The 24,101-nt window shown below is 68.8% G+C and carries 21 protein-coding genes; 11 read left to right on the top strand and 10 right to left on the bottom strand.

Annotated features, from left to right (window positions below; genetic code table 11):
* Window positions 1–73: 73 nt before the first annotated feature.
* Window positions 74–1,591 (bottom strand): MATE family efflux transporter, encoded by a 1,518-nt coding sequence (locus tag ACMGFH_RS04410; RefSeq protein ID WP_415381578.1) that lies wholly within the window; start codon window positions 1,589–1,591, stop codon window positions 74–76.
* Window positions 1,584–2,213, bottom strand: a complete 630-nt coding sequence (locus ACMGFH_RS04405) for a TetR/AcrR family transcriptional regulator (protein ID WP_415381577.1) — start codon at window positions 2,211–2,213, stop codon at window positions 1,584–1,586. The genes ACMGFH_RS04410 and ACMGFH_RS04405 overlap by 8 nt, the downstream gene beginning before the upstream one ends.
* Window positions 2,214–2,343: 130 nt before the next feature.
* Between ACMGFH_RS04405 and aroA the strand changes: the two genes are divergently transcribed.
* The gene (aroA, locus tag ACMGFH_RS04400; protein WP_415381576.1) at window positions 2,344–3,633 is read left to right on the top strand and encodes a 3-phosphoshikimate 1-carboxyvinyltransferase; all 1,290 of its coding nucleotides are present in this window, start codon (window positions 2,344–2,346) and stop codon (window positions 3,631–3,633) included.
* Between the two features lie 34 nt (window positions 3,634–3,667).
* Here the strand turns inward: aroA and ACMGFH_RS04395 are convergent, their stop codons facing one another.
* Together ACMGFH_RS04395 and msrA are read right to left on the bottom strand one after the other, a co-directional pair.
* Window positions 3,668–4,477: a DUF2071 domain-containing protein gene (locus ACMGFH_RS04395; RefSeq protein ID WP_415381575.1), complete on the bottom strand. Its 810-nt coding sequence runs from the start codon at window positions 4,475–4,477 to the stop codon at window positions 3,668–3,670.
* A 55-nt stretch (window positions 4,478–4,532) separates the two neighbouring features.
* A complete protein-coding gene (gene msrA / locus ACMGFH_RS04390; RefSeq protein WP_415381573.1) occupies window positions 4,533–5,093 on the bottom strand; it encodes a peptide-methionine (S)-S-oxide reductase MsrA in 561 nt (186 codons plus the stop codon).
* Between the two features lie 138 nt (window positions 5,094–5,231).
* Between msrA and ACMGFH_RS04385 the strand changes: the two genes are divergently transcribed.
* Window positions 5,232–6,176, top strand: coding sequence for a pectinesterase family protein (locus ACMGFH_RS04385; RefSeq protein WP_415381571.1), 945 nt, complete (start codon window positions 5,232–5,234; stop codon window positions 6,174–6,176).
* A gap of 26 nt (window positions 6,177–6,202) precedes the next feature.
* Here ACMGFH_RS04385 and ACMGFH_RS04380 read toward each other — a convergent pair whose 3' ends face one another.
* Complete coding sequence (locus tag ACMGFH_RS04380) at window positions 6,203–6,922, bottom strand: lysostaphin resistance A-like protein (protein ID WP_415381570.1); 720 nt, start codon at window positions 6,920–6,922, stop codon at window positions 6,203–6,205.
* 180 nt (window positions 6,923–7,102) lie between these two features.
* Here ACMGFH_RS04380 and aroC point away from each other — a divergent pair, with 180 nt between their 5' ends.
* Window positions 7,103–8,329: a chorismate synthase gene (aroC, locus tag ACMGFH_RS04375; RefSeq protein WP_415381569.1), complete on the top strand. Its 1,227-nt coding sequence runs from the start codon at window positions 7,103–7,105 to the stop codon at window positions 8,327–8,329.
* A gap of 31 nt (window positions 8,330–8,360) precedes the next feature.
* Window positions 8,361–9,020 carry a uracil-DNA glycosylase gene (locus ACMGFH_RS04370; protein ID WP_415381568.1) on the top strand — a complete coding sequence of 220 codons (660 nt, stop codon included), beginning with the start codon at window positions 8,361–8,363 and terminating at the stop codon, window positions 9,018–9,020.
* 19 nt (window positions 9,021–9,039) lie between these two features.
* Here the strand turns inward: ACMGFH_RS04370 and ACMGFH_RS04365 are convergent, their stop codons facing one another.
* The 3 genes from ACMGFH_RS04365 to ACMGFH_RS04355 form a co-directional block, all read right to left on the bottom strand.
* Entirely contained in the window at window positions 9,040–9,474 is a 435-nt protein-coding gene (locus tag ACMGFH_RS04365; protein WP_415381567.1) for a CBS domain-containing protein, read from the bottom strand.
* Window positions 9,475–9,484: 10 nt separating this feature from the next.
* Window positions 9,485–9,919, bottom strand: a complete 435-nt coding sequence (locus tag ACMGFH_RS04360; protein WP_415381566.1) for a universal stress protein — start codon at window positions 9,917–9,919, stop codon at window positions 9,485–9,487.
* A gap of 83 nt (window positions 9,920–10,002) precedes the next feature.
* A complete protein-coding gene (locus tag ACMGFH_RS04355; protein WP_415381564.1) occupies window positions 10,003–11,853 on the bottom strand; it encodes a threonine--tRNA ligase in 1,851 nt (616 codons plus the stop codon).
* A 128-nt stretch (window positions 11,854–11,981) separates the two neighbouring features.
* Here ACMGFH_RS04355 and ACMGFH_RS04350 point away from each other — a divergent pair, with 128 nt between their 5' ends.
* Complete coding sequence (locus ACMGFH_RS04350; RefSeq protein ID WP_415381563.1) at window positions 11,982–14,054, top strand: SLC13 family permease; 2,073 nt, start codon at window positions 11,982–11,984, stop codon at window positions 14,052–14,054.
* A gap of 41 nt (window positions 14,055–14,095) precedes the next feature.
* On the opposite strand, the gene ACMGFH_RS04345 is transcribed toward ACMGFH_RS04350, so the two are convergent.
* Window positions 14,096–14,977: a PspA/IM30 family protein gene (locus ACMGFH_RS04345; protein ID WP_415381562.1), complete on the bottom strand. Its 882-nt coding sequence runs from the start codon at window positions 14,975–14,977 to the stop codon at window positions 14,096–14,098.
* A 307-nt stretch (window positions 14,978–15,284) separates the two neighbouring features.
* On the opposite strand from ACMGFH_RS04345, the gene ACMGFH_RS04340 reads away from it, so the two are divergent.
* The 4 genes from ACMGFH_RS04340 to guaA all read left to right on the top strand — a co-directional run bounded on the left by ACMGFH_RS04340 (window position 15,285) and on the right by guaA (window position 21,537).
* Window positions 15,285–18,089, top strand: coding sequence for a GAF domain-containing protein (locus ACMGFH_RS04340; RefSeq protein ID WP_415381561.1), 2,805 nt, complete (start codon window positions 15,285–15,287; stop codon window positions 18,087–18,089).
* Between the two features lie 41 nt (window positions 18,090–18,130).
* Complete coding sequence (locus ACMGFH_RS04335) at window positions 18,131–18,802, top strand: alpha/beta hydrolase (protein WP_415381560.1); 672 nt, start codon at window positions 18,131–18,133, stop codon at window positions 18,800–18,802.
* A gap of 132 nt (window positions 18,803–18,934) precedes the next feature.
* The gene (locus tag ACMGFH_RS04330; RefSeq protein WP_415381559.1) at window positions 18,935–20,620 is read left to right on the top strand and encodes a CTP synthase; all 1,686 of its coding nucleotides are present in this window, start codon (window positions 18,935–18,937) and stop codon (window positions 20,618–20,620) included.
* On the top strand, window positions 20,620–21,537 hold the full coding sequence (guaA, locus tag ACMGFH_RS04325; RefSeq protein ID WP_415381558.1) for a glutamine-hydrolyzing GMP synthase: 918 nt from the start codon (window positions 20,620–20,622) through the stop codon (window positions 21,535–21,537). Before ACMGFH_RS04330 ends, guaA begins: the two co-directional genes overlap by 1 nt.
* Window positions 21,538–21,567: 30 nt before the next feature.
* Here the strand turns inward: guaA and ACMGFH_RS04320 are convergent, their stop codons facing one another.
* Complete coding sequence (locus tag ACMGFH_RS04320; RefSeq protein ID WP_415381556.1) at window positions 21,568–22,902, bottom strand: PQQ-binding-like beta-propeller repeat protein; 1,335 nt, start codon at window positions 22,900–22,902, stop codon at window positions 21,568–21,570.
* 110 nt (window positions 22,903–23,012) lie between these two features.
* Here ACMGFH_RS04320 and ACMGFH_RS04315 point away from each other — a divergent pair, with 110 nt between their 5' ends.
* Entirely contained in the window at window positions 23,013–23,351 is a 339-nt protein-coding gene (locus tag ACMGFH_RS04315) for a CTP synthetase (protein WP_415381554.1), read from the top strand.
* A gap of 51 nt (window positions 23,352–23,402) precedes the next feature.
* A complete protein-coding gene (locus ACMGFH_RS04310) occupies window positions 23,403–24,077 on the top strand; it encodes a hypothetical protein (protein WP_415381553.1) in 675 nt (224 codons plus the stop codon).
* The last annotated feature ends 24 nt before the right edge of the window (window positions 24,078–24,101 follow it).

The raw sequence follows: 24,101 nt of genomic DNA, 5'->3' as shown, positions 1-24,101 counted from the left end.
ATCCGCCCACCGGTTCGCGCCGGCACCGGAGCGGTCGCGCCGGGGAGGCGACGACCGCGCCGGGAACCCGCCGTCAGTCGTCTTCCGCGACCACGTCGTCACTGGCGGGAATCGGCCCGTCGGCGTCCGGTCCCGACGGCGACGACCCGTGGTCGATGACGGCGTCGGTCCAGGTCCCCCGGAGGAACCACGCACCGGCGACCAGGAAGATGGCGACGTTCGAGAAGGCGATGCCGTACCAGACGCCGGTCGCGCCCATGTCGAACCACTCGACGAGCGCGTACGCCGGCGGGACGCGGAAGACGACGAGCGCGAGCACGGAGAAGGCCATCGCCGTCCGCGTGCTCCCGCTCCCGCGGAACGCGCCCTGGACGACCCGGAACGCGCCGAGGAACAGGAACGTGAACCCGACGATCCGCAGGTAGTCGGCGCCGACCGAGATCACCAGTTCCGCGTTCTCTCCCGTGATGAACACGGCGGTGATCGGCCGCGCGAACGCGATGACGACCGCGCTCACGACGCCGAGGACGACGGCGATCAGCCCGACCGACGCGACCACCGCGCGCTTCGCCCGCTCTACCTGGTCTGCCCCGAGGTTCTGCCCGACCACCGTCTCCGTCCCGCGGGCCAGTCCCATCGCGGGCAGGAAGACCAGCGACGTCAACCGATTCCCGATGCCGTACGCGGCGACGGCCTCCTGGCTGGCGAGCGCGACGAGCGCGGTCAGGACGGTGACGCCGACGGCGCGGGTGGACTGCTCGATGCTCGCCGGCGCGCCGATGCGGACGATCTTCGCGACCGTCTCGCGCTTCGGCACGAAGTCGCCGGGCGCGGGGGTGATGCCGACCCGACCGGTCAGGAGCAGGCCCATCGCGATCACCGTCCCGATCCCGCGCGAGAGGATCGTCGCCAGCGCCGCTCCCTGGACGCCGAAGCCGGTGAACCCGGTCGCGGCGTACAGCGACCGCTGGAGCCCGTTGAGCCCGAGCGCCTCGAAGAGGACGTTGTCCTGAAACCCGAGGATGAAGATGGGGTCGATGGCGACGTTCAGGGCGACGCCCAGCGCCATCAGGTACATCGGCGTCCGGGTGTCGCCCCAGCCCTGGAGCAGCCCCTGGAAGATGAAGAAGCCGAAGACGAAGGGGATGCCGAGGAACATCGTCCGCGTGTACTCCACGGAGAGCCGGTACTCCGCGGTCCCGGGCACGGCGCCGATCAGTTCGAGCAACTGCGGCGCGAGCAGGTACCCGATCCCGGCGAACACCGCCGAGAGCAGCGCCACGAACGCCAGGGTCTGCCCGGCGACGTGGTCGACCCGGTCGTCGTTCTCCGCCCCCTTGTTCTGTGCGACGAGGACGTTCCCGGCGACGGCGAACCCGCCCGAGAAGCTGATGAGCAGGAAGACGATCGCCCACGAGAACGAGAGGGCGGTCACGGCCGCCTGCCCGAGGCGACCGACCCAGAACGTGTCCGCGAGGTTGTAGCCGACCTGCAGCAGGTTCGTCGCGATGATCGGCACCGACAGCACGAGCAGGGGTTTGAGCAGTTTCCCGTCCGTGAGGTTCACCGCGCGGTCGCCCGCGCTACTCATCCTCGCCCTCCGGGAGCAGACGGGCCGCGAGCATCGCCTCGAACTCCTCGCGGACGCCTTCGAGCGGGCTGACCCCGTCGTCGGAGTCGGCGGTGACCCGCCGGGTCATCGCGCCCGTGAACATCGTGTGGACGAGCCTGGCGACGCGGTCGGCGTCGACGTCCCGGAAGTCGCCCGACTCGATCCCCTCCCGGATGTCGCTCGCGAGGCGCTCCCGGAAGAAGCGGTCGTGGCGGGTGAACGCCTCGCGGTACGCCGGGTCGTGGGCCGCTTGGGCCCGGAGTTCGATCATCGCGCTGACGAACTCCCGGCGCTCCGCCTCGATACCCGGAGCCAGCCCGTGGTCGAGGAGGTCGAGCATGTCAGCCCACGGATCGCCCGTGCGCTCCGAGGGGACGTCGGCCTCGAAGCGATCGAGAACGTATTCGAGGAACCCGACGAGGAGGTCGTCCTTCCCGTCGTAGTGGTGGTACAGCAGCGAGTTCGACTTCTCGAACTCCGCGCCGATCCGCTCGATGGTGAGGTCGGCGTATCCGTGTTCACAGAGGGCGCGATACGTCGCGGCCATCAGCAGGTCCTCCGTGTCGTCGGAGTCCGGATCGAAGAGGTCGCCCGGGGACATAGTTGATTGAATATTTATTCAACGGCATAAGCGCTTTGATTGAACGTTCATTCAGCGCGCTGGACCGCCGCGTCGAGGCGCCGATGCCGCGTCCGGTACTGACATACCTGACCGCCGCGTCGGGCCGCACATGGACGCGACCATCGAGCGGTCGACGCTGCGGGGTCGGGCGCGCGCTCCGCCGTCGAAGAGTTACACGCATCGGGCGATACTCGCGGCGGGCTACGGGAGCGAGGCGACGGTCCGGGACCCGCTGATCAGCGCCGACACGCAGGCGACCCGACGCGCCGTCGAGGCCTACGGCGGCGAGACCGACCTCTCCGAAGACCGGAGCACGCTCACCGTCGAGGGCTTCGACGGCCGCCCCGACGTGCCCGCGGACGTGATCGACTGCGCCAACAGCGGGACGACGATGCGCCTCACTACTGGGACGGCCGCGCTCGCCGACGGCCTGACGGTGCTGACTGGCGACGGGTCGCTGCGCTCGCGACCGCAGGGACCGCTTCTCGACGCCATCGAGCAGCTCGGCGGCCGCGCCGAGAGTACCCGTGCCAACGGCCAGGCGCCGCTGGTCCTCGGCGGCCCCGTCGACGGTGGCACCGCCTCGATCCCCGGCGACGTATCGTCGCAGTTCGTCACCGCGCTCCTGATGGCCGGCGCCGTCTCCGACGACGGGGTCACGGTCGACCTCGAAACGGAGCTCAAGTCCGCCCCGTACGTCGACATCACCATCGAGGTGCTGGAGGCGTTCGGCGTCCAGGCCGAAGAAATCGACGGGGGTTACCGCGTCGGCGGCGGGCAGTCCTACGCGCCCGAAGGCGGCGAGTACCACGTCCCCGGCGACTTCTCGTCGATGTCCTACCTCCTCGCCGCGGGCGCGCTCGCGGCCCCCGACGGCCTCGTCGTCGAGGGAGCTTACCCGAGCGCACAGGGCGACTCGGCCATCGTCGACGTCTTGGAGCGGATGGGCGCCGACATCGAGTGGGACCGCGAGGCCGGCGAGATCACCGTCAGCCAGTCCGACCTGACGGGCGTCGAAGTCAGCGTCGCCGACACGCCGGATCTGCTCCCCACTATCGCCGTCCTCGGCGCGGCCGCCGACGGCACCACATCCATCGTCGACTGCGAGCACGTCCGCTACAAGGAGACCGACCGCGTGAGCGTCATGGCCGAGTCGCTCACGGAGATGGGCGCCGCCGTCGTCGAGGAACAGGACCGGCTCTCCATCCGCGGCGGCGAGACCGGCCTGCGCGGCGCGACCCTCCCCGGTCGCGACGACCATCGCATCATCATGTCGCTGGCCGTCGCCGGCCTCGTCGCCGACGGCGAGACGACGATCACCGAGGCCGAAGACGTCGACGTGTCGTTCCCGGGCTTTTTCGACACGCTCGCGGACCTCGGCGCGAACGTCTCGAAGTAGGCGTCGACGTCTCGACGGCAGACCGCCGCCTCCCTCAGACAGTCGACTGCGCTGTCCTCGCCGACGCCGGGTCGTCCGCGGTCGCGTCCGGTTCCGGACAGATCGACCCAACGTCGCGCCACTCGTGCCCGATGTCCCGCATGAGCAGCGCGTTGTCGAACGTCACGGCGTCGGTCGGGAACCGCCGCTCGTCCTCGAAGAAACTCGCACTCACCTCCGAGACAGAGAGCGGCCTCACCCGCCACTCGTCGGTCGTGAGTTCCACGCCGTCGAAGCGCTCGCCAGCGTCGCCGGCGGCGGGCGAGTAGCCGACCGCGCCGCGCCGGTGGTACTCCGACGCGGCCGCGACGGAGTCGAAGACGCTGTCGGCGGGGATCTCGTCAGCTTCGCCGGCCGTCACCGACATCCGCGTCTCGCCGTCGCGGCTTCGCATCGCCACGGCGTAGCGACTGTCGCGCTCGTCCACGTCGAAGTCCGCCCGGTAGTACTCGCCGAACGAGCGGCGGCCGACGGCCGCGGTGAGTCGCGAGGACGTGTCCCGCCGCGGGACGTAAACGCCCGATCGCCGCTCGCCGTCCGCGCCGGCCGCTCCGACACCGGCGTCGTCCCACTCGACGCCGATGCGGTGGGCGGCGTTCTCAGAACGGGTGCCCACGAAGGCAGGAAGGCCGCGCGGCCGGACGTCGGTCAGTCTGAGCAGACAGATCCCGCCGATAGCGTAGCCGTCGACTGTCCGCGGTTCGAACGGGTCCGGGAGCACCGCATCGAGCGCGGCCGCATCGATCCGGAAGTTGACGAGGATCCGCCGGTCGATGATGCCGCGGAGCGACGGGAGCCGTACCATAACCGGCCGTTCGCTCGGCCGGCTGATATATCTTCGCGAGAAATCTGCGACCCAGTCAGTCGTCGGACTGCGCCGCTTTGGAGCCGAACTGCTCGCGAACCTTCTTCACCTTCGGTTCGGCGTGGAACTGGCAGTAGCGGTCGTTCGGGTTCTTGTCGTAGTAGTTCTGATGTTTCTCCTCGGCCCGCCAGAACGTGTCGAGCGGCGCGATTTCGGTGACGATCTCGTCGTTCTCGTAGCTGTCGAAGTCGCCGCCCTGCTGGAGGTTGTGGACGAACCGCTCGACGATCTCCTGCTGTTCGTCGTCGTGGTAGTAGACGGCCGACCGGTACTGCGACCCGACGTCGGGGCCCTGCTTGTCCTTCGTCGTCGGGTCGTGGATCCGGAAGAAGACCTCCAGCAGGTCCTCGTACGCGATGACCTCGGGGTCGTACTCGACCTGGACGACCTCGGCGTGGCCCGTGGACCCGGAGCAGACCTCTCTGTAGGTCGGGTTCTCCTTGTGTCCGCCAGCGTAGCCCGAGGTCACGTCCTCGACGCCGTCGAGTTCCTCGAACGCCGCTTCGATGCACCAGAAGCACCCGCCCGCGAGCGTCGCATTCGCTGTCTCTGTCATTGCTCGGAGTTAGGGACCGAGCCGTTTGAACCCAGCGACGGATGGAGTGCGGCCCCCATTCAGGTCGCATCGTTCACCCCACGAGAGAACGCGGAGCCGAAGAGTATACAAGAAGATGGGGAGCGAAGTAGGATATCGATGGCTCCGGGAGCACGCGAGGAATACGACTACGTCGTCGACGCGGACGGGAGCGGCGACTACGAGAGCCTGCAGGCGGCGATCGACGGGGCGAAATCGTTCCCACGAGATCGGGTCTCCATCTTCGTGGCGGACGGCGTGTACGAGGAGAAGGTGAAGGTCCACGCCTGGAACACGGAGGTCGACCTGGTCGGGGAGAGCGTCGAGAACACGATCGTCACGTACGACGACCACTTCGACGGGATCGACCGGGGACGCAACAGCACGTTCTTCACGTATACGCTGAAGGTCTGCGGAAACGACTTCACCGCGCGGAACCTGACCGTGCGGAACACCGCCGGTCCAGACGTCGGCCAGGCCGTCGCGCTGCACGTCGAGGCCGACCGCGCCGCGTTCGAGAACTGTCGGTTCCTCGGCGACCAGGACACGGTCTACGTCGCCGGCGAGGGGTCGCGACAGTACTTCGACGACTGCTACCTCGAAGGAACGACCGACTTCGTCTTCGGCGGTGCCACCGCGGTCTTCGAAGGCTGCGAGATCCACTCGAAGGCCGACTCCTACATCACGGCGGCTTCGACGCCGCCGAGAGAGCCGTTCGGGTACGTCTTCGACGACTGCTCGCTGACCGCCGATCCGGAGGTATCGGAAGTCTACCTCGGTCGACCGTGGCGAGACCACGCCCACGTCGCCTTCCTCCGCTCGGAGCTGGGCGACCACGTCCATCCCGCCGGGTGGCACAACTGGTCGCGCCCGGACGTGGAGGAGACCGTCACGTACGCCGAATACGACAACGGCGGCCCCGGCGCGGTAGATGCCGACGAGCGAGTGTCCTGGTCGGAAGCGCTGACGCCGTCGGAGGTCGCGCGGTACGCGCGAGAGAACGTCCTACTCCGCGAAGCCGACCGAGAGTACGCGCCGAACTGGCATCGGATCGTCGCCGAATAGGCCCCGCGGGGACCTCTAAGTAACGCTCAAAGCGACGCGAGCGCGAGTCCCGTCGCGAGCAGGTTCGCGCCGAGGTGGGCAACGGTGCTGGAGGCGGTCCCCCATCGCGCGCGGAGGGCACTGAATATCACCGCGAGGATCACGAGCGACGCGAGTCTGATCGGGTCGGCTCCGCCGTCGACGACGACGTGTTTCAGGACGAATCCAGTCGCGGCGATGGCGCTTCCCGCGAGTACGCCGTACGAATCCATCAACGCGGTCTGGATCACGCCGCGCCACGCGAGTTCCTCGGCGAACGGGACGACGACGCCGTTGACGATCAGGAGCGCGGCGAGGACCCACGCCGCCGCGCCCGGTTCGACGACGGGCGTCGCGTTCCCGGCGTCGGGCATTCCTTGAATCGCAGTGATCACCAGGACGACGGCCACGAGCGCGACAAAGAACGCGACGACGCCACCGATCCCGGCGGCGACCGACCTGAGCGACACCTCGTAGTCCCAGTCGTCGGGCTCGATCCCCCGGCGACGGCCCAGCCAGGCGATCGCGCCGGCGAGGAGCGGGAACCCGATCCCGACGAGGAGCATGTCAGCGCCGCGGGGGCTGCCGATCGGCCCCGCCAGGAGCGCGACCAGTTCCCAGCGCAACGCTATCTCCACGACAACCCACAGGACCATCGCACCCACAACGAAGATAGTGAACCCGTCCATACCGCCCTCCCCCGTTCCGGTCCGCTGGTCCGTCGACATCTGTCACCAGAACAATCCACTGCATCGACAAATACCTGCGGGTGTCGCGGGTCGGCGACCGAGGGCCGGGCGTCGCCGGGCGCCGGGACCGGAGAACTGGCGCGGCGGATCCGCCGCGCGGCGCGGCCACATCCGCCCACATCTTCAGAACTATATGCCCGGCCCACCGACCCCGTGGTAATGAACGGCAACGAGTTCGGGCGCCTCTTCCGGTTCACGACGTTCGGCGAGAGCCACGGGGAGGCGATGGGCTGTACAGTGTCCGGGTGTCCGGCGGGGGTCGAGATCTCCGAGGAAGACGTGCAGAAAGAGCTCGACCGCCGCAAGCCCGGCCAGTCGATGATCACCACCTCCCGCGGCGAACCCGACGAGGTGTCGATCAAGTCCGGCACGCTGGAGGGGTACACGACCGGCACGCCCATCGGGATGGTCATCCAGAACAAGGACGCCCGCTCGGGCAAGTACGAGCCCTTCATCACCGCGCCGCGACCCTCCCACGGCGACTACACGTACTCCGCGAAGTTCGGGACGCGCAACTGGGGCGGTGGCGGTCGCTCGTCCGCCAGAGAGACCGTGAACTGGGTGGCGGCGGGCGCTGTCGCCAAGCAGGTCCTCGACCAGTCCGACCACGACGTGCAGGTCAAGGCTCACGTCAACCAGATCGGCGACATCGAAGCGAACGACGTGACCTGGGAGGACATGCTCGAACACACCGAAGAGAACGAGGTCCGCTGTGCCGACCCCGAGAAGGCCGAGGAGATGCGCGACGCCATCGACCGCTACCAGCAGGAAGGCGACTCCATCGGCGGCGCGGTCTACTTCGAGTGCCGCGGCGTTCCCCGCGGATTGGGCGCTCCTCGATTCGACTCCTTCGCCGCCCGCCTGGGCCAGGCGATGTTCTCCGTCCCCGCGACGACCGCCGTCGAGTACGGTCAGGGCCGCGAGGCCCGGGAGACTCGCGGCATCGAGCGCAACGAGGACTGGGAGTTCGACGACGGCAGCCGCGACGACGTCGTCAGCGAGGAGGGCGACCCCGTCCCCGTCGGCAACGACCACGCCGGCCTCCAGGGCGGTATCACGACCGGCGAGCCGATCTACGGCGAGGTGAGCTTCCACGCGCCCGTCTCCATCCCGAAGACCCAGACGACCGTCGACTGGGAGACCGGGGAGAAGAAGGAGGCGAAGGTCGTCGGCCGCCACGACCCGAGCCTGCCGCCGCGGGCCGTCCCCGTCCTCGAAGCGATGCTCCGGGTGACGATCCTGGACTTCATGCTGCTGGGCGGCCGCATCAACCCTGACCGTATCGACGGCCGCCCCGGCGAGTACGACACCGACTACCACCCGGAGAGTCCGCAGGACGACCCAGACGACGCGGACACCGTTACCGAGACGATCGACGAGGACTGATGAGCGTGCAGACCATACGGGGTGCAAACTGATGGACGCACGCCAGGACGATCTGTCTAATCCCTTCGGGATGGACGAAGAGTGCACGAACTGCCCGGAGCTAGTCGAGACGCGCGAGCGGATCGTCCACGGCTACGGCGACGTGGGCGCGGACTTCGTCGTCATCGGCGACCAGCCCAGCGCCGCCGCCGACGAGACCGGCGTCCCCTTCGCGGGCGACCAGTCGCTCGTCTGGGACATTCTCGACCGCGTCGGCCTGGTCGAAGGCGACCCCGGTGCTGAGGAACCCATTCCCGACGAGGTGTACCTGACGTACGTGACGCGGTGTCGCCATCCGGACCGGCCGGCGACCGACGAGGAAGTCACGGCCTGCGAGGCCTACCGCTCAAGCGAACTGCGCATGATCAACCCGGAGATCATCGTTCCCGTCGGCCAGCGGGCCATCGAGGCGCTCGCGTTCCAGTACACCACCAAGAGCGAGGACGAACTCGACGTCGAGGAACTGCACGCGACGACGATGCGCGGGCGCGGGTTCGAACTCGTGCCGATGCTCGACCCCGCGGACCAGTCGCCCGAGGAGACCGAGGCGTTCGTCGAGCACTTCGCCGACCTGCTCGGCACCGACTACCGCCAGACCAAGGGCCGCCAGGGGAGCCTGGAGACCGGTCGCGGTCCGGACAACGGCGAATAAGCGGTCGTCCCGCCGCCTCTCAGTCGTCCGTCCGCCAGTCTCGTTCGGCGATGTCAGTCGCGGCCGCTGTGGCCTCCTTGCGGAGGTCCGCGAGGTGATAGACGACGTCGGTCAGCGTCACGATGCCGACCACGGAGAGGTCCTCGGTGACGATCACCTTCTTCACGCCCTCGTCGGCCATCGTCCGCGCGACGCTCTGGACAGTCCGGTCCGGGCCGGTGGTCACGAGCGGCGGATGCGCCAGATCGCGGACCGATATCTCCCCGAGCGGCTGGTCACGGTCGTGGGCCGCTCCGAGCGCGTCGGACTCGGTGACGATGCCCGTCGGCGTTCCGTCGTCGACCACGACCACGCTCCCGACGTGCTCGGCGAGGATCTTTCCGGCGGCGTCGCGTAGCGTCGCGTCGACGCCCACGGTCACCACGTCGGTCGACATCAGGTCCCGAACGAGCATCGCCCGCCGTTCAGTCCCCGATGTCGACGACGAGGACGGGCGCCTTCACGTCCTCGAGGACGCGGTCGGTGACACTCCCGAGGTTCTGGACGCGATCCCGGCCGGTCCGACCGTGGGTCCCCATCGTCACCAGGTCGATCCCTACCTCGTCGACGTAGTCGACGATCTCGCGGTGAGGGATGCCGTCGCGCATCTCGGTCTCGACGACCAGGCCAGCGTCTTCGAGGTCGACCCGGAGGTCCTCGATCGCCCGCTCGCCCTCGACTTCCAGCGATTTGACGATCTCGTCTTTCGTGTCCGACTCGGCGGCGCGGTATCGCCGGCTATCGACCACGTAGAGGACGTGTACCGTCGCGTCGTTGTCCCGGGCGATCGAAATCGCGTGCTCTACCGTCTCCGTCGTCCCCTTGCTCCCGTCCGTCGGCAACAGGATGTCGTCGTACATACGCGACAGTTCGGGACCCGGGTAAATAGTGGTAGGTGGCCGACCGGACGCCGGCGGGCCCGCCGTCGACGCTCCGTCCGCCCTCAGCGACCGGTGAAACTCGGGTGGTCGCTGAGGTGTTTCGGGAGGTACCGTTTCTTCCGCGGGAGCCCCTCGGTCTCCGCGCGGACGCGCTCGCGGAGTTCCTCGGGCGTCATCTCGATCTCCTCGTCGTCCGCGCGGACGTTGACGTCCAGGGTCCCGCTGTCGACCTCGCGGTCGCCGACGACGGCGTAGTACGGCACCCAGTCGGTCTCCGCCCGGGCGATGCGCTTCCCCACCGTCTCGGAGCGCTCGTCCACGTCGGCGCGCACGTCGGCCGCCGCGAGGTCGTCGACCAGCTCGTCGCAGTAGTCGGTGTGTTCCTCGCCGACGGGGATGAAGCGGACCTGCGTCGGCGAGAGCCACGTCGGGAACCGCGGCGTCTCCATCGTCGCCGTCTCCTCCAGCAAGGCGGCGACGACGCGTTCGATCCCGCCCGACGGCGAGTAGTGCAAGATGGGCGGATGGTGGCTTCCCTCGGCGTCGGTGTAGGTGATGTCGAACCGTTCGGCGCTCTCGACGTCGATCTGGACGGTCGGGTTCTCGATGGGACGGCCGAGTCCGTCGATGGCCGCGAAGTCGATTTTCGCCGACCAGTAGTGATGGCGCTCCGGGATGACCTCGATCAGCGAGGGTTTGTCGAGTTCGGCGACGACCTCGGCGACCCACGCCTCGTTGTCCTCGTAGAACTCGCGGGTCATCCGCAGCGCGGGCTGGTAGTCCAGTCCGAGGTCGTCGCTGGTCCGCAGGGAGAGCTTCGCCTGGCGCATCAGTTCCTCGCGAGCGCCCGCCATGTCCGCCGTCGCGGTGTGCATGTCCGGCATCGTGAACGAGCGCAGTCGCTTCAGTCCCGTGACCTCGCCCTTCTGCTCGCGGCGGAACGAGTAGGTCGACATCTCGTAGATCCGCAGCGGGAGGTCGCTCGCGGCGATGTGCATGTCTCGCATGATGGAGAACTGGCCGAAGCAGGCGGCGAAGCGGAGCATCATCCGGCGGTCGCCCGACTCGAAGCGGTACTGGCGCTCGCCGAACTTGCCGGCGTGCTCGTCGATGGGGCGAGCGCCCAGGTCGTACATGATCGGCGTCTCGACGGGCATCCCGCCGTAGTCGACGACCAGGTCGTTGACGTACTCCATCAGCGAGTCGCGGACGAGCTTCCCGCGGGGGTACCACCGCAGGTTGCCCACGTCCGAGAGGTCGTCGTAGCCCGCGAGCGACTTCTCCTGCATCAGTTCGACGTGGGGCGGTTCCTCGCCCGGCGAGGCGGTCACGTCCTCGACCTCGTCCTCGACGAACGCCTGCATGTCCGCGCTCACCTCGCCCTTCGCGGCGACCGCCCCCTCGGTCGACCCGTCGGGCCACATCACCTGCCACTCGCTGGGCTCGCGGTCCGGCTCGCCGGCCTCACCCGCACCTTCGTCGCGGTGGGCGGAGACGTGCCGGGAGAGTTCAGAGAGCGGGTGACCCTTGCAGGACACTTCGAAGGACTTGTACCAGCCGAACGGCGCCCGGAGGACTTCGTACCCGTCGGCTTCGAGTTCGGACTCCAGCCTCCGCATGACCTCCTTGGCGGCGTCGGGGTTCGCCAGGTCCTCGCTGAGGTGGGCGTAGGGGTACAGCACCACTCGGTTCGTGTTGAGTTGTCCTGTCACGTCCTGGAGTTCCGCTGTCGCGTTCGCGACGACGCCGTCGAGGTCGGTCTCGTCGTCGGACTCGACGCTGATGAAAGCGGTCACGCACTCCTCCATGCGGCCGTCCATCGGGACGCCCTCCCGCTCGGCGAGGTCGTCCGGGCCGGCCTGCTCGCGCGCCTCGAACTCCAGGTGGTCCGAGTGGATGAACAGGAGACGCATACTCGAACGTGTCGGCGCGCGCGCAAAAGTGTGCCGCCGGCCTCGACCGGTCGGGTCGGCGCCTGCCAGCGGATCCGGGGACACCGCGGTACCCCACCGTTTATGTCGACGGGCGAACCTTCGCTGGTATGTTATTCGGGCTGTCGACGGGGGCGCTGGTCGTCTTCGCGCTGATCGCCGTCGCGCTCGCCCTGTTCGTCAGCGAGTGGTTGCCGCCCGACATCACCGCCATCGGCGTCCTCGTCGCCCTCGCCGTCCTCGAACCGTACACGGGCGTCACGGCCGGCGAGGCCATCGAGGGCTTCGCCAGCCGTGCGACCGTGACGATCCTCGCGATGTACATCCTCAGCGCCGGCGTCGAGCACACGGGCGTCGTCGACTACCTCGGCGCCGCCCTAGAGGAGGTGACCGGCGGCGACGAGACGCGCCTGCTCGGCGCGACCGTCGGCGTGACCGGCCTCTCGGCGGGCATCGTCAACAACACGCCCGTCGTCGCGGTGTTCATCCCGATGATCACCGGCCTCGCCGATCGAGCGAACATCTCGCCGTCGAAGCTGCTGATGCCGCTGTCGTTCGCGGCGATGCTCGGCGGGACGCTGACGCTCATCGGTACGTCGACGACGCTCCTCGCCAGCGACCTCTCCCGGGACCTCCTCGCCCACCCGATCTCCATGTTCGAGATCACGCCCGTCGGCGCCGTCGTCCTCGTCGTCGGCCTCGCGTACCTGATGACGGTCGGTCGCTGGCTCGTCCCGGAACGCATCCCCGCGGGCGCCGACTTCACCGACGAGTTCGGCCTCGACCGCCACCTCAGCGTGCTGGTCGTCCGCGATGACTCGCCGCTGATCGGCCACACCGCCGCCGAGGCGCTCGACGACGGCGACGACGGCGTCGTGTTCGACGGAGCCCCCGACGAGCCGGTCGCCGGAGCCGGCGTGGCCGGCGAAGCGACGCTCGGATCTGGACAGCAGCCGGCCGACGCCGCCGGTCGAGTCGAGGGCGGCGCCGAACCCGAGGTCGAGTCCGTCGACCACGACGCACACACACCCCGAGACCACGACGTGGACGTGCTCCAGATAGAGCGCGACGGCGAGGCCTACGTCGCGAGCGGGAGCGACCGAGCGCTCGCCGCCGGTGACCGCCTCACCGTCCGCGGGAGCCTCCAGGCCGTCAACGGCTTCGCGGACCGGTACGGGCTCGCCCAGCGGTCCCGCGAAGCCGTCACCGAGGAGCGCCTCGCCGCCGCACCCCACGACGCGACGCTCGTCGAGGCCGTCGTCCACCCCGAATCGGGGATCGCCGACCGCGAACTCGGCGACCTGCAGTTGCGCGAGCGGTTCGACACGACCGTCCTGGCGCTCCGGCGCGGCGACGACCTCCGTCGAGAGGACCTCGACGCGGTCGAACTCCAGGCCGGCGACGCGCTCTTGCTCCAGACGACGCCCGCTTCGGTGGACTACTTCGAGGAGGCTGACTACCTCGTTGTCACCGAACGCGCCGTCTCGGCGGACGGAGCCGGCGAGGGAACCAGCGTGCCAGAGACCGAGGGAACGGGCGCTCTCGCCGGCGTGACCGACCAGACCGACGCGAAACCGGAGGGACCGGGCCTCGGTCCGCGGGCGCCGGTCGCTATCGGCGTGCTGGCGACCGTCATCACCCTCGCTGCGACGAACGTCGTCCCGATCACGATCGGGGCGCTTGGCGGCGTGTTCGCGCTCGTCGCCACCGGGACGATCACCGCGAACCAGGCCTACGACGCCGTCAACTGGAGCGTCGTCTTCCTCCTCGCAGGCCTCCTTCCCCTGGGCGTCGCGATGCAGGCGACCGGGGGCGCCGAGGCGATCGCGGGCGCCCTCGTCGGTGCGGGGGAGGCCCTGCCCCCGGTCGTCCTGCTCGGCCTGCTCTACCTCCTCACCGCCGTCGTCGCCGCGATCATCACGCCCGTCGCGACGGTCGTGCTGATGATCCCCGTCGCGGTCAGCACCGCGGAGCAGCTCGGTCTCGCCGGGTTCCCGTTCCTGATCGCGGTCACGTTCGCCGCCGCGAACGCGTTCATCACCCCTATCGGCTACCAGACCAACCTGATGGTCTACGGACCGGGCGGCTACAAGTTCACCGACTACCTCCGCGTGGGCGGACCGCTCCAGCTACTGCTCGCCGTCGTCACGACGCTGTCGATCGCGACGCTGTGGCCGCCCTGAAAAGGAGTTCCGCTCGAACCGGCCGCCGTCCGACCGGGTGACTACTTCTCGTCCTCTTTCAGCTCTTCCAGCTCGGCCTCGACCTCGGAGTCGTCGACCGAGACGTCCTCGCCGCCCTCGCCGTTGGCGTCGACGTCCGGCGCGTCCACGTCGGCCGGTTCGGCCTCCGTCTCCGTGCTATCGCTCCCGCCGTTCGACCCGGCGTCGGCGCTCTCGCTTTCGGTCTCCTTGCCCATCTCGCCTTTCAGCGTGTTCAGCTCGGCGTCGACGGAGCTGTCGGTACTGAGCTGTTCGAGCTCGCGGTCGATCGAGTCCTTGTCCGAGAGCGCGTCGTCGAACGCGCCGCTCTCCTGCAGTTCGTCCATCGCCTGCGAGCGCGCTTCCATGTCCTCGGTGCGCTCCTCTGCGCGCTCGATGGCGCGACCGACGTCCTCGAACTCGTCGCCGGCGCCGGTCATGGCCTCAGAGACCTTGGTACTGGCCTCGGCCGCCTCGTAGCGGGCCTTCATCGTCTCCTTCTTCGTGCGGAACTCCTCGATGCGGCTCTGGAGCTTGTTCTTCTGCTCGACGAGCTTGTCCTGCTGGCCCTGCAGTTCGGCGATCTGGCTCTCCAGCCCCTCGATCTGGTTCATCTTCTGTTTCTTCTTCTCGAGGGCCTTCTTCGCGAGGTCGTCGCGGTCCTGTCGGACCGCCTCGCGGGCCTGCTCGTTGTGCTTCTCGACGTTCTCCTCCAGGCGGCGCTTCTGGATCTCCAGGCGCTTCTTCTGGGTCGTCAGGTCAGCGATGCCCTGCTTGACGTCCTGAAGCTGGTCGCGCAGCTGCTCGTACGAGTAATCGAGCGTCTCGGAGGGGTCTTCCGCCCGATTCAGGACAGCGTTGATCTTCGAGCGGACGACGTAGGAGGCGCGCGAGAGTATTCCCATACCCCCGCTTTGTGCCCGAGCCTTTAATTGTTTTTCAGACCGAATTTGGTGAGTCCACGCACGAACACCGGCCGACTGTCCCGGATTGAGCTGACAGACAGTCCCACACCGAGCCGGTAGGCAGTCTCGCACCGCGTCGACGAACAACCCGGCACCGACCGCCGCCGTGGGCGAGGGGCGATACGGTACTGTCCCTGCGGGGATTCCGGTCTGAGAGCGCCAGCGGGCCTCCACGGCGACGCCGCCGGTTTCACGACCGAGATTCGCGCCCCAACGGTTATTGCCGGTGTCGCTGACATTCCAGGCAATGAGTGCTGCGGCCACGGACGACATTCGAGTGCTCCACGTCGACGACGACCCGGACGTCGCGGACCTGACGGCGACGTTTCTCGAACGCGAGGACGACCGGTTCGTCGTCGACACGGCGAGCGACGCGACCGAAGGGCTGGACCGGCTGACGTCCGGGGCGTTCGACTGCGTGGTGTCCGACTACGACATGCCGGGTCGGAACGGCATCGAGTTCCTCGAGGCGGTGCGGGCGGACCACCCGGAACTGCCGTTCGTCCTCTTCACCGGGAAGGGGTCGGAAGCGGTCGCCAGCGACGCCATCTCCGCCGGCGTGACGGACTACCTGCAGAAGGAAGGCGGCACCGACCAGTACACGGTGCTGGCCAACCGCGTCGCCAACGCCGTCGAGCACTACCGGACGCGCCGGTTCGCCGAGCGGAGCGAGAACCGCCTCCGGGAGATCGTCGACTCGCTCCCGGAGCTCCTCTACGTGATCGACGAGGACGGGACCTGCCTGCTCGCGAACGAGTCACTTGCGCGGTTTTACGGCACCTCCGTCTCGGCACTCGAAGGCGCGAAGGTGGGTGACTTCCTCGACGACGACGTCGCCGAGGGCCTCCGAACGGCCACCCTCGAGGTGATAGAATCGAACGCCCCCGAGCGGTTCCACGAAGTCGAGTTGCGGAACGAGACGGGAGAGACCCGTGTCTTCGAGCCGCAGTTGCTCCCCTACGACTTCGCCGACACCGACACCGAGGCCGTCCTGGGAATCTCCGTCGACGTGACCGAGCGACAGGAGCGCGAGCGAGAGCTCGAACGCACGAACGCCCTGCTCTCGACGCTGTTCGACACGCTTCCCGTCGGCGTGCTCGCCGAGGACGGGTCGCGGAACGTCCTGACGGCCAACGCGCAGCTGTTCGACCTGTTCGACCTGTCCGAGACGCCCGCGGACGTCGTCGGCTCGGACTCCGAGCGACTCGCGGAGACGATCGGCGAGTCGTTCGCCGACCCCGAGGGCTTCGTCGACCGAGTCGGCGAACTGGTCGCAAACCGCGAGCGGGTCCGGGACGAACCGCTCTCGCTGCGGGACGGGCGGACCGTCTCCCGGAGCTATCGACCGATCGAACTCGCGGACGGCGACGGCCACCTCTGGGTGTACCGCGACGTCACGGCCCAGAAGACCCGCGAACGGAAGCTCAATCGCCTCCAGGAGCGGACGCGCGCGCTGATGCACACGCGGACGAAGACCGAGACCGCGCGGGTCGCCACCGACGCGGCCGACGAAGTCATCGACGCCCGCCTGAGCTCCGTCCATCTGGTGGATGACGACGGCGACCACCTCACCCCGGTCGCGGTCGTCGACTCGGTCCGCGACGTGTTCGACGAGATCCCGACGTACCCCCGAGACGCGCCCGAGGGGACGCGCGCCGCCCTCGTCTGGGACGTGTTCGAGAGCGGCGAACCGCTCCGCATCGACGACGTACCGGGCCACGATTCGCTGACGGAGGACACGCCGGCCCGGAGCGTCATCCTCTACCCGATGGACGACCACGGCGTGTTCATCGTCTCCTCGGACGAGCCGGGCGCGATCACCGAGACCGACGAGACGCTGGTGGAGATCCTGTCGACGACGCTCACGACGGCGCTGGACCGGGTCGAGCAAGCCGGTCGGCGCCGCGAGCGCGAGCAGCGTCTCGAACGGCTGCAGGACGTGACGCTCGATCTCATGCAGACCGAGGGGCGGCAGTCGATCGCCGACCTCGTCGTCGAAGAGGCCGAGGACATTCTCGGGTTCCCGCTCGTGATGGTACGGACGTACGACGCCGACGAGGGCGGCCTCGTCCCCGTCGCCTCCAGCGACCTGGTCGACGAGGTGTTCGACGGCCGTCCGACGTTCACGTCCGAGGGCGAGAGTTTCAACTGGGAGGCGTTCGAGACCGGCGAGTCCCGCGCGTTCGACGACATCAGCAAGCACGAGGAGGCCGTCGACGCGGACACGCCGTTGCAGAGCCTCCTGATATTCCCGATGGGGGAGTTCGGTACGCTGTCGGCCGGTTCGACGGAGCCCGCCACGTTCGACGAGACCGACGTCTTCCTCGGACGGATCCTCGCGACCGCGGCGAACGCGGCGTTCGAGCGCGCCGACCACGAGGCCGAACTCAGGCACCAGCGTGACGAACTCGAACGGAAGAACGAGCGCCTGGAGGAGTTCACGAGCGTCGTCTCGCACGACCTCCGGAACCCGCTGACGGTCCTCAACGGCGCGCTGGAGATGGCCGAAGACACGGGCGAGCGCGAGCACTTCGAGCGCTGTCGCCGCTCGGTCCGGCGGATGGAGGACCTAATCGAGGACCTGTTGACGCTGTCCCGACAGGGCGAGACGATCGCCGAGCCCGAGCCCGTCGACCTGGGCCGGATCGCGACCGAGAGCTGGGCGAACGTCGAGTCCGGTGACGGGGAGCTCGCGATCGAGACCGACGGGGCCATCGTCGCGGACGGGGACCGGTTCCCGCAGTTGCTGGAGAACCTGTTCCGGAACGCGCTGGAGCACGGCGGCGACGACGTTCGCATCACGGTCGGTGATCTCGACGACGGGTTCTACGTCGCGGACGACGGTCCGGGCATCTCGGGGGACGTGCGCGATCGCGTCTTCGAGTCCGGCTTCTCGACCTCGCCGGAGAACACGGGGTTCGGCCTCGCGATCGTCGAGCGGATCGTCGAAGCCCACGGCTGGGACGTCGCCGTCACCGAGAGCGAATCGGGCGGAGCCAGGTTCGAGATCACCGGCGTCGAGTCTGCCACGCGCGCCCGTAGCGACGACTGAGCGACGATAGTTTTGAGGGGCCGAGCGGCCTCTGTCCACGCATGAGCGATGCAGTCGTGATCCCCGGTGCCCGCGACGTGCGCGGGTCGCTCGACGTGCCCGACGAATCCGAGGCCGTCGCCGGCGAGTCCGAGGACGCCGACGCGCGGGCCTGCGTCGTCGCCTGTCCGCCCCATCCGCAGCTGGGCGGCTCGCGCTCGGACCGCCGGCTGACGGCCGTCGCCGACGCGCTGACCGAGCGCGGGATCGCCTGTCTCCGGTTCGACTACGGCCCGTGGGACGAGGGGCCCGGCGAGGTGCGGGACGCGCGGAACGCCCTGGAGTGGGCCCGCGGGCGCTACGACGCGGTCGGGCTGTTCGGCTACAGCTTCGGCGGCTGCCTTGCGCTCGTCGCCGCGGCCGGCGAGTCGACCCCCGCCCCCGACGAGTCACCGGTCGCGGCCGCCGACGCGGACCTCGTGGCCGTCTCCGCGCTCGCTCCCGCGGCGAGGATCGACGAAGACATCGACGCCGTGGCGGCCGTCGAGCGGATCGCGTGTCCCGGCCAAATAGTCTACGGCGAGCGCGACGACACCGTCGACTGGCGACCCGTCGTCGAGCGCGCGGTCGAACGCGGATTCGCCGTGACCGGACTGGCCGCGGACCACCACTTCGTCGGCCAGTCCGCGAAGGTCGGCGCGCTCGTCGCGGACTTTCTCGGCGACGAGGTGTGACCGCCGGGAAGCGGGTCCGTCCGAACCGACAGCGATCTGCGGGATCGCCGGTGCGACCGGTAACCGTTCACAATTAGGCAGGTTTGCAGTGTCTCCCGAAACGGTTTTGGGCCGGCACCGCCGACGGTCAGTATGCCGACGGAGCCAGAAACAGAGTACGACGAAACTCTGGGGAACAAGTTCGTTTTCGTCACAGGGGGCGTGATGTCCGGCCTGGGCAAGGGTATCACCGCCGCGAGTACCGGCCGACTACTATCGAACGCCGGGTTCGACGTGACCGCCGTGAAGGTGGACCCGTACCTCAACGTCGACGCGGGGACGATGAACCCCTTCCAGCACGGGGAAGTGTACGTCCTCAAGGACGGCGGCGAGGTCGACCTCGACCTGGGGAACTACGAGCGGTTCCTCGACATCGACATGACCTCGAAGCACAACGTGACCACGGGCAAGGTCTACCAGTCCGTCATCGAGAAGGAGCGCTCGGGGGACTACCTCGGGAAGACCGTCCAGGTCATCCCGCACGTCACCAACGACATCAAGCGGCGCATCCGCGAGGTCGCCGAGGGCAGCGACGTGTGTCTCATCGAGGTCGGCGGAACGGTGGGCGACATCGAGGGCATGCCCTACCTCGAAGCCCTGCGCCAGTTCGCCCACGAGGAGGACGAGGACGACATCCTGTTCGTCCACGTCACCCTGGTCCCCTACTCGAAAAACGGCGAACAGAAGACGAAACCGACCCAGCACAGCGTCAAGGAGCTTCGCTCGATCGGCCTCCAGCCGGACATTCTGGTCGGTCGCGCCGACGACCCGCTCGATCCGGGGACCAAGGAGAAGATCGCGCTGTTCTGCGACGTGCCGACCGACGCCGTCTTCTCGAACCCCGACGTCGAGGACATCTACCAGGTCCCGCTCGTCGTCGAGGACGAGGGCCTCGACGAGTACGTCATGGACCGCCTCGACCTGAGCGACCGCGCCCTGCCGAAAGCCGAGCGCCACAACGAGTGGCGCGATCTGGTCACCCAGGAGCAGACCGGCTCCGTCGACGTGGCCCTCGTCGGGAAATACGGCCTCGAAGACGCCTATCTCTCTATCTACGAGTCGCTGAAACACGCCGGCCTCGCCCACAACGTCAACGTGAACACCGAGTGGATCCACGCCGAGAAGCTCGCCGACGGTCACAACGGCGAACTCGACGGCATGGACGCCGTCGTCGTCCCCGGCGGCTTCGGCTCCCGGGGCACCGAGGGCAAGATGGAGGCCATCCGCTACGCCCGCGAGAACGGCGTCCCGTACCTCGGGCTCTGTCTCGGCTTCCAGCTCGCGGTCGTCGAGTACGCCCGCAACGTCCTCGATCTCGAGGGCGCGCACTCTGCGGAACTCGACGAGGACACCCCCCACCCGGTCATCGACATCCTGCCCGAACAGGAGGGCGTCGACGACATGGGCGGCACGATGCGCCTCGGCGCGCACGTCACCGAGATCGAGGAGGACACCCTCGCCTACGAGGTGTACGGTGACGACACCTGCACCGAGCGCCACCGCCACCGCTACGAAGTCAACCCCGAGTACATCGACGACCTGGAAGCCGCCGGCCTGCGCTTCTCGGGCAAGTCCGGCCGTCGGATGGAGATCCTCGAACTCCCCGAGCACCCCTACTTCGTCGGGACGCAGTTCCACCCCGAGTTCCGCTCGCGGCCCGGCCGCGCCAGCCCGCCGTTCGTCGGGCTGCTCGGCGCCGCACTGGACCTGCAGGAGCAGGCCGGCGAGGGCGAGCAGACGCGTGACGGCGCCCGCGGCTCCGAGGAGGTGGAGGTCTGATGGTCGACGTCGACTCCTTTATCGACGAGAAGATCGATGAGATTGCTGACGCGGTCGGCGACGCCAACGCGGTCATCGGCCTCTCCGGCGGCGTCGACTCCTCGACCGCCGCCGCGCTGGCCTACGAGGCTATCGGCGAACAGCTCACCGCCGTCTACGTCGACACCGGCCTGATGCGCAAGGGCGAGACCGACGAGATCCGCGAGACCTTCGACTACATGGAGTCGCTGCGGATCGTCGAGGCCCAGGACCGCTTCGTCGAGGCGCTCTCCGGCGTCACCGACCCCGAGGAGAAGCGCCACATCATCGGTGAGCAGTTCATCCGCGAGTTCGAGGAGGTCGCCCGCGAGGTCGACGCCGACTACCTCGTCCAGGGGACTATCTACCCCGACCGCATCGAGAGCGAGGGGACCATCAAGTCCCACCACAATGTCGGCGGCCTCCCCGAGCGGATCGACTTCGACGGCATCGTCGAGCCGATGCGGGACCTCTACAAGGACGAGGTCCGCGAGGTCGCCCGCGAACTCGACCTGGAGGAGATCATCTCCGAGCGGATGCCGTTCCCCGGCCCCGGCCTCGCCGTCCGCATCATCGGCGAGGTCACCGAGGAGAAACTCGAGGTCGCCCGCGAGGCGAATCACGTCGTCGAGGAGGAACTCGAAGACCACGACCCGTGGCAGGCGCTCGCGGCCGTGCTCGGCAAGGCCACCGGCGTCAAGGGCGACAACCGCGTCCACGGCTGGGTCGTCGCCGTCCGCTCCGTCGAGAGCCGGGACGGCATGACCGCCCGCGCCCAGGAGGTCGACTGGGACACGCTCCAGCGCATCCAGTCGCGCATCACCGGCGAGAACGAGAACGTCTCCCGCGTGCTGTACGACGTGACTCACAAGCCGCCGGCGACTATCGAGTACGAGTAAGGCTCGGTCGGCACGCCAGGACCCCTTCTGTCACTCCGGCCCGAACACGGCGACCCCTTGGGTCGTCGTGACCAGCAGGTACTCGCCGGCGACCGCGTGACCGCCGCCGGCCACCGGGTCCCACTCTTCGACTGTCGCGGTTCCGACCACCTCGTCGGCAGCCGGGTCGACCGCGTTGACCCGCGTAACATCCGACCCCGCGAGCCCGTAGAGGAGTCCCTGGCTCGCGACGAGGCCCCCTGGCGTCCCCATCCGCTCGACCGACCCGTCCTCGGGGTCGATGGCGAAGAAGCCCCACTCGCCGCGCTCGTAGCCGTGTGCATAGACGGCCCCGTCGAGCACGAGCGGCATCCCGTAGAGGGCCGCCTGTTTCGTCCTGATATCCCGCCCCTCGTAGTCCGATCCGGTGGCGCCCTCCGGGATCGCCGTCCACAGGACCGAGCCGTCCTCGGTGTCGACCGCGACCATCCCGCCCGTGTCGGCGTTGTCGATGTAGCCGGCGATCGCGTAGGCGACGCCGTCGGCGACGACGGGCGGGTGGAACGGCGCTCCCTCCTGCTGGTAGAGGATCGAGTAGAAGTCGTTGGTCGCCGTCCAGCGGCGCTCGCCGCTCTCGCGGTCGACCGCGTGGAGTTCGTCGAACGCGGGAGCGTATATCGCGTCCTCAGTCACCGTCGGTGGAAACCTGCTCCGCCAGTACCGGCCGTCGCCGGTCTCATAGCGCGACTGCCGGGTCCCGTCCGCTGGGTCGTAGCTCGCGTACAGTCGCTCGCCGGCCAGGACCGATCCCGCGTCGGTCACGATGGGAGACGCGATGGGGCGGTCGAGCGGGTGGGCCCACTCGGTCTCGCCCGACTCCGGCGAGAGAGCGGTGAGCGTCGGGCCGTCCGACAGCGTCTCGACGAACACTCGCTCGCCGTCGGACCCGAGCGTTCGCGCCGGTTCGATGCCGTTCTCGGCGTCGGCCTCACCGACCTGGAACGTCCGCTCCCACTGTCGTTCGCCGCTCGATAGGTCGAACGCGGAGACGACGGTCAACTGCACCTCGCCGGTGAAGTCGTAGGCCGCGGCGACGACGGTCCCGTCGAGGACTATCGGGTGGCCCGCCGTGCCCACATCGGCGAACTCGCCGCCCGCGTCCGCCCGGAAGCGCGCCGTCCACGCCACCGAGAGGTCGCCGCCCGGTCCGGGGGCCGTCGGATGGACCGCGGTGTTGCGCGCGTCGAACCGGTAGCTCGGCCAGTCGGTCTCGCCGGGTTCGAACTCGGTGGATTCGCCGATACCGGCCGGACAGCCCGCGAGTGCGGCCGCACCGACCGCACCTGCCGCGCGGAGGAGGGACCGCCGTCGGAGGGACCGTTCCATATCGGACAATTCAGACCGACTGGTAAGTGCTTTTTCATGACTGTGTGACTAGTTCGCGGGCGGCCGCCCGAAACGTGAGACACAAGCCCCCTGGTATCGTCGGTGTCGGTATGAACGCAGTTTTCGCGGGGAGCGACACGGAAGGGCTGGCCGACGAGTTGCGCGACCGGGGAGCGTCGGTGGCCGTCGTCGACGGCGTCGTCAACCGGCCGGCGCTCGAAGAAGCCGGCGTCGTCGACGCCGACCTGTACGTCCTCACCGACGTCGCCCAGGCGACCTCTATCGTCGTCGCGCGGGACCTCAACCCCGACATCCGGGTCGTCACGTACACGGACGAGTCGCTCCCGGAGTTCGTCAGCGGCCAGCAGGTCCTCGGGATGGACCCCGCGCTGTTCGACGCCGAGACCGTCGCCGAGGAACTGACCGCGGAGACCGACACGGACGGCTGACGCCGGAGCGACCCCACGAAGCTTTTACCCGGTCGCCGAATAGTTAGCACGATGACCGATCAGATCCCGAGCGAGCGGTTCGCCGGGGCCGTCCCCGGGGTCCGGTCCGAGCTACAGGTCTTCCGCGACCGGTTCGAGTACGATCGGGGCGGACTGCGCGGCCTCGTCTGGGGGTCGAAGACCGTCTCTACCGAGGAGGTCGACCTCGTCGTTCGCCGCGACGGGCGGCTCGACCGGCTGCTCGGCGCCGGGAGTTACGACCTGATCCGATCGGGGAAGCCGACGGTCAGGCTCTCCCACCTCGCCGAACCCGACGGAGTGGAGCGGGCGCTCGGCGGCCGCGTGCCGGCGCCGCGGGAGCGGGCCGAGGCGGCCGACGACGAGGCAGTTCGGACGGCGCTTCAGCGGGAGCGCGTCGCCTGGCGACGCTGGCCGGAGGACGAACCGCTCCCCCGCTCGGCGGTCGTGACGGACCCCGACCTGGTCGAACGGCTGCACGCGGGGGAGGAGATCGAGCGGTCCGAGGTGGCTCGCGCCGGAGATTCGCGTCCGTCCGGCGTCACCGCCGCGGACCTCGAGAACGGCAACTTCCCCGGCGGTGGCGGCGGCGTGAGCGCCGACTTCACCGGCGGCACGAGTCGCCAGTCACCGGGCCACGCCTCGAACGATCGCGGCGCCGAGAGCAACGTCGGCAGCGACGACTCGATCGACGGCGACTACATGTGACCCCCACTCGGTCGCCGTCGGCGG

This window comes from Halosimplex rarum (assembly GCF_047715405.1).
GTDB lineage: Archaea > Halobacteriota > Halobacteria > Halobacteriales > Haloarculaceae > Halosimplex > Halosimplex rarum.
Note: the sequence above shows the minus strand (reverse complement) of the source record. Positions and strands in the feature narration are given on the sequence as shown.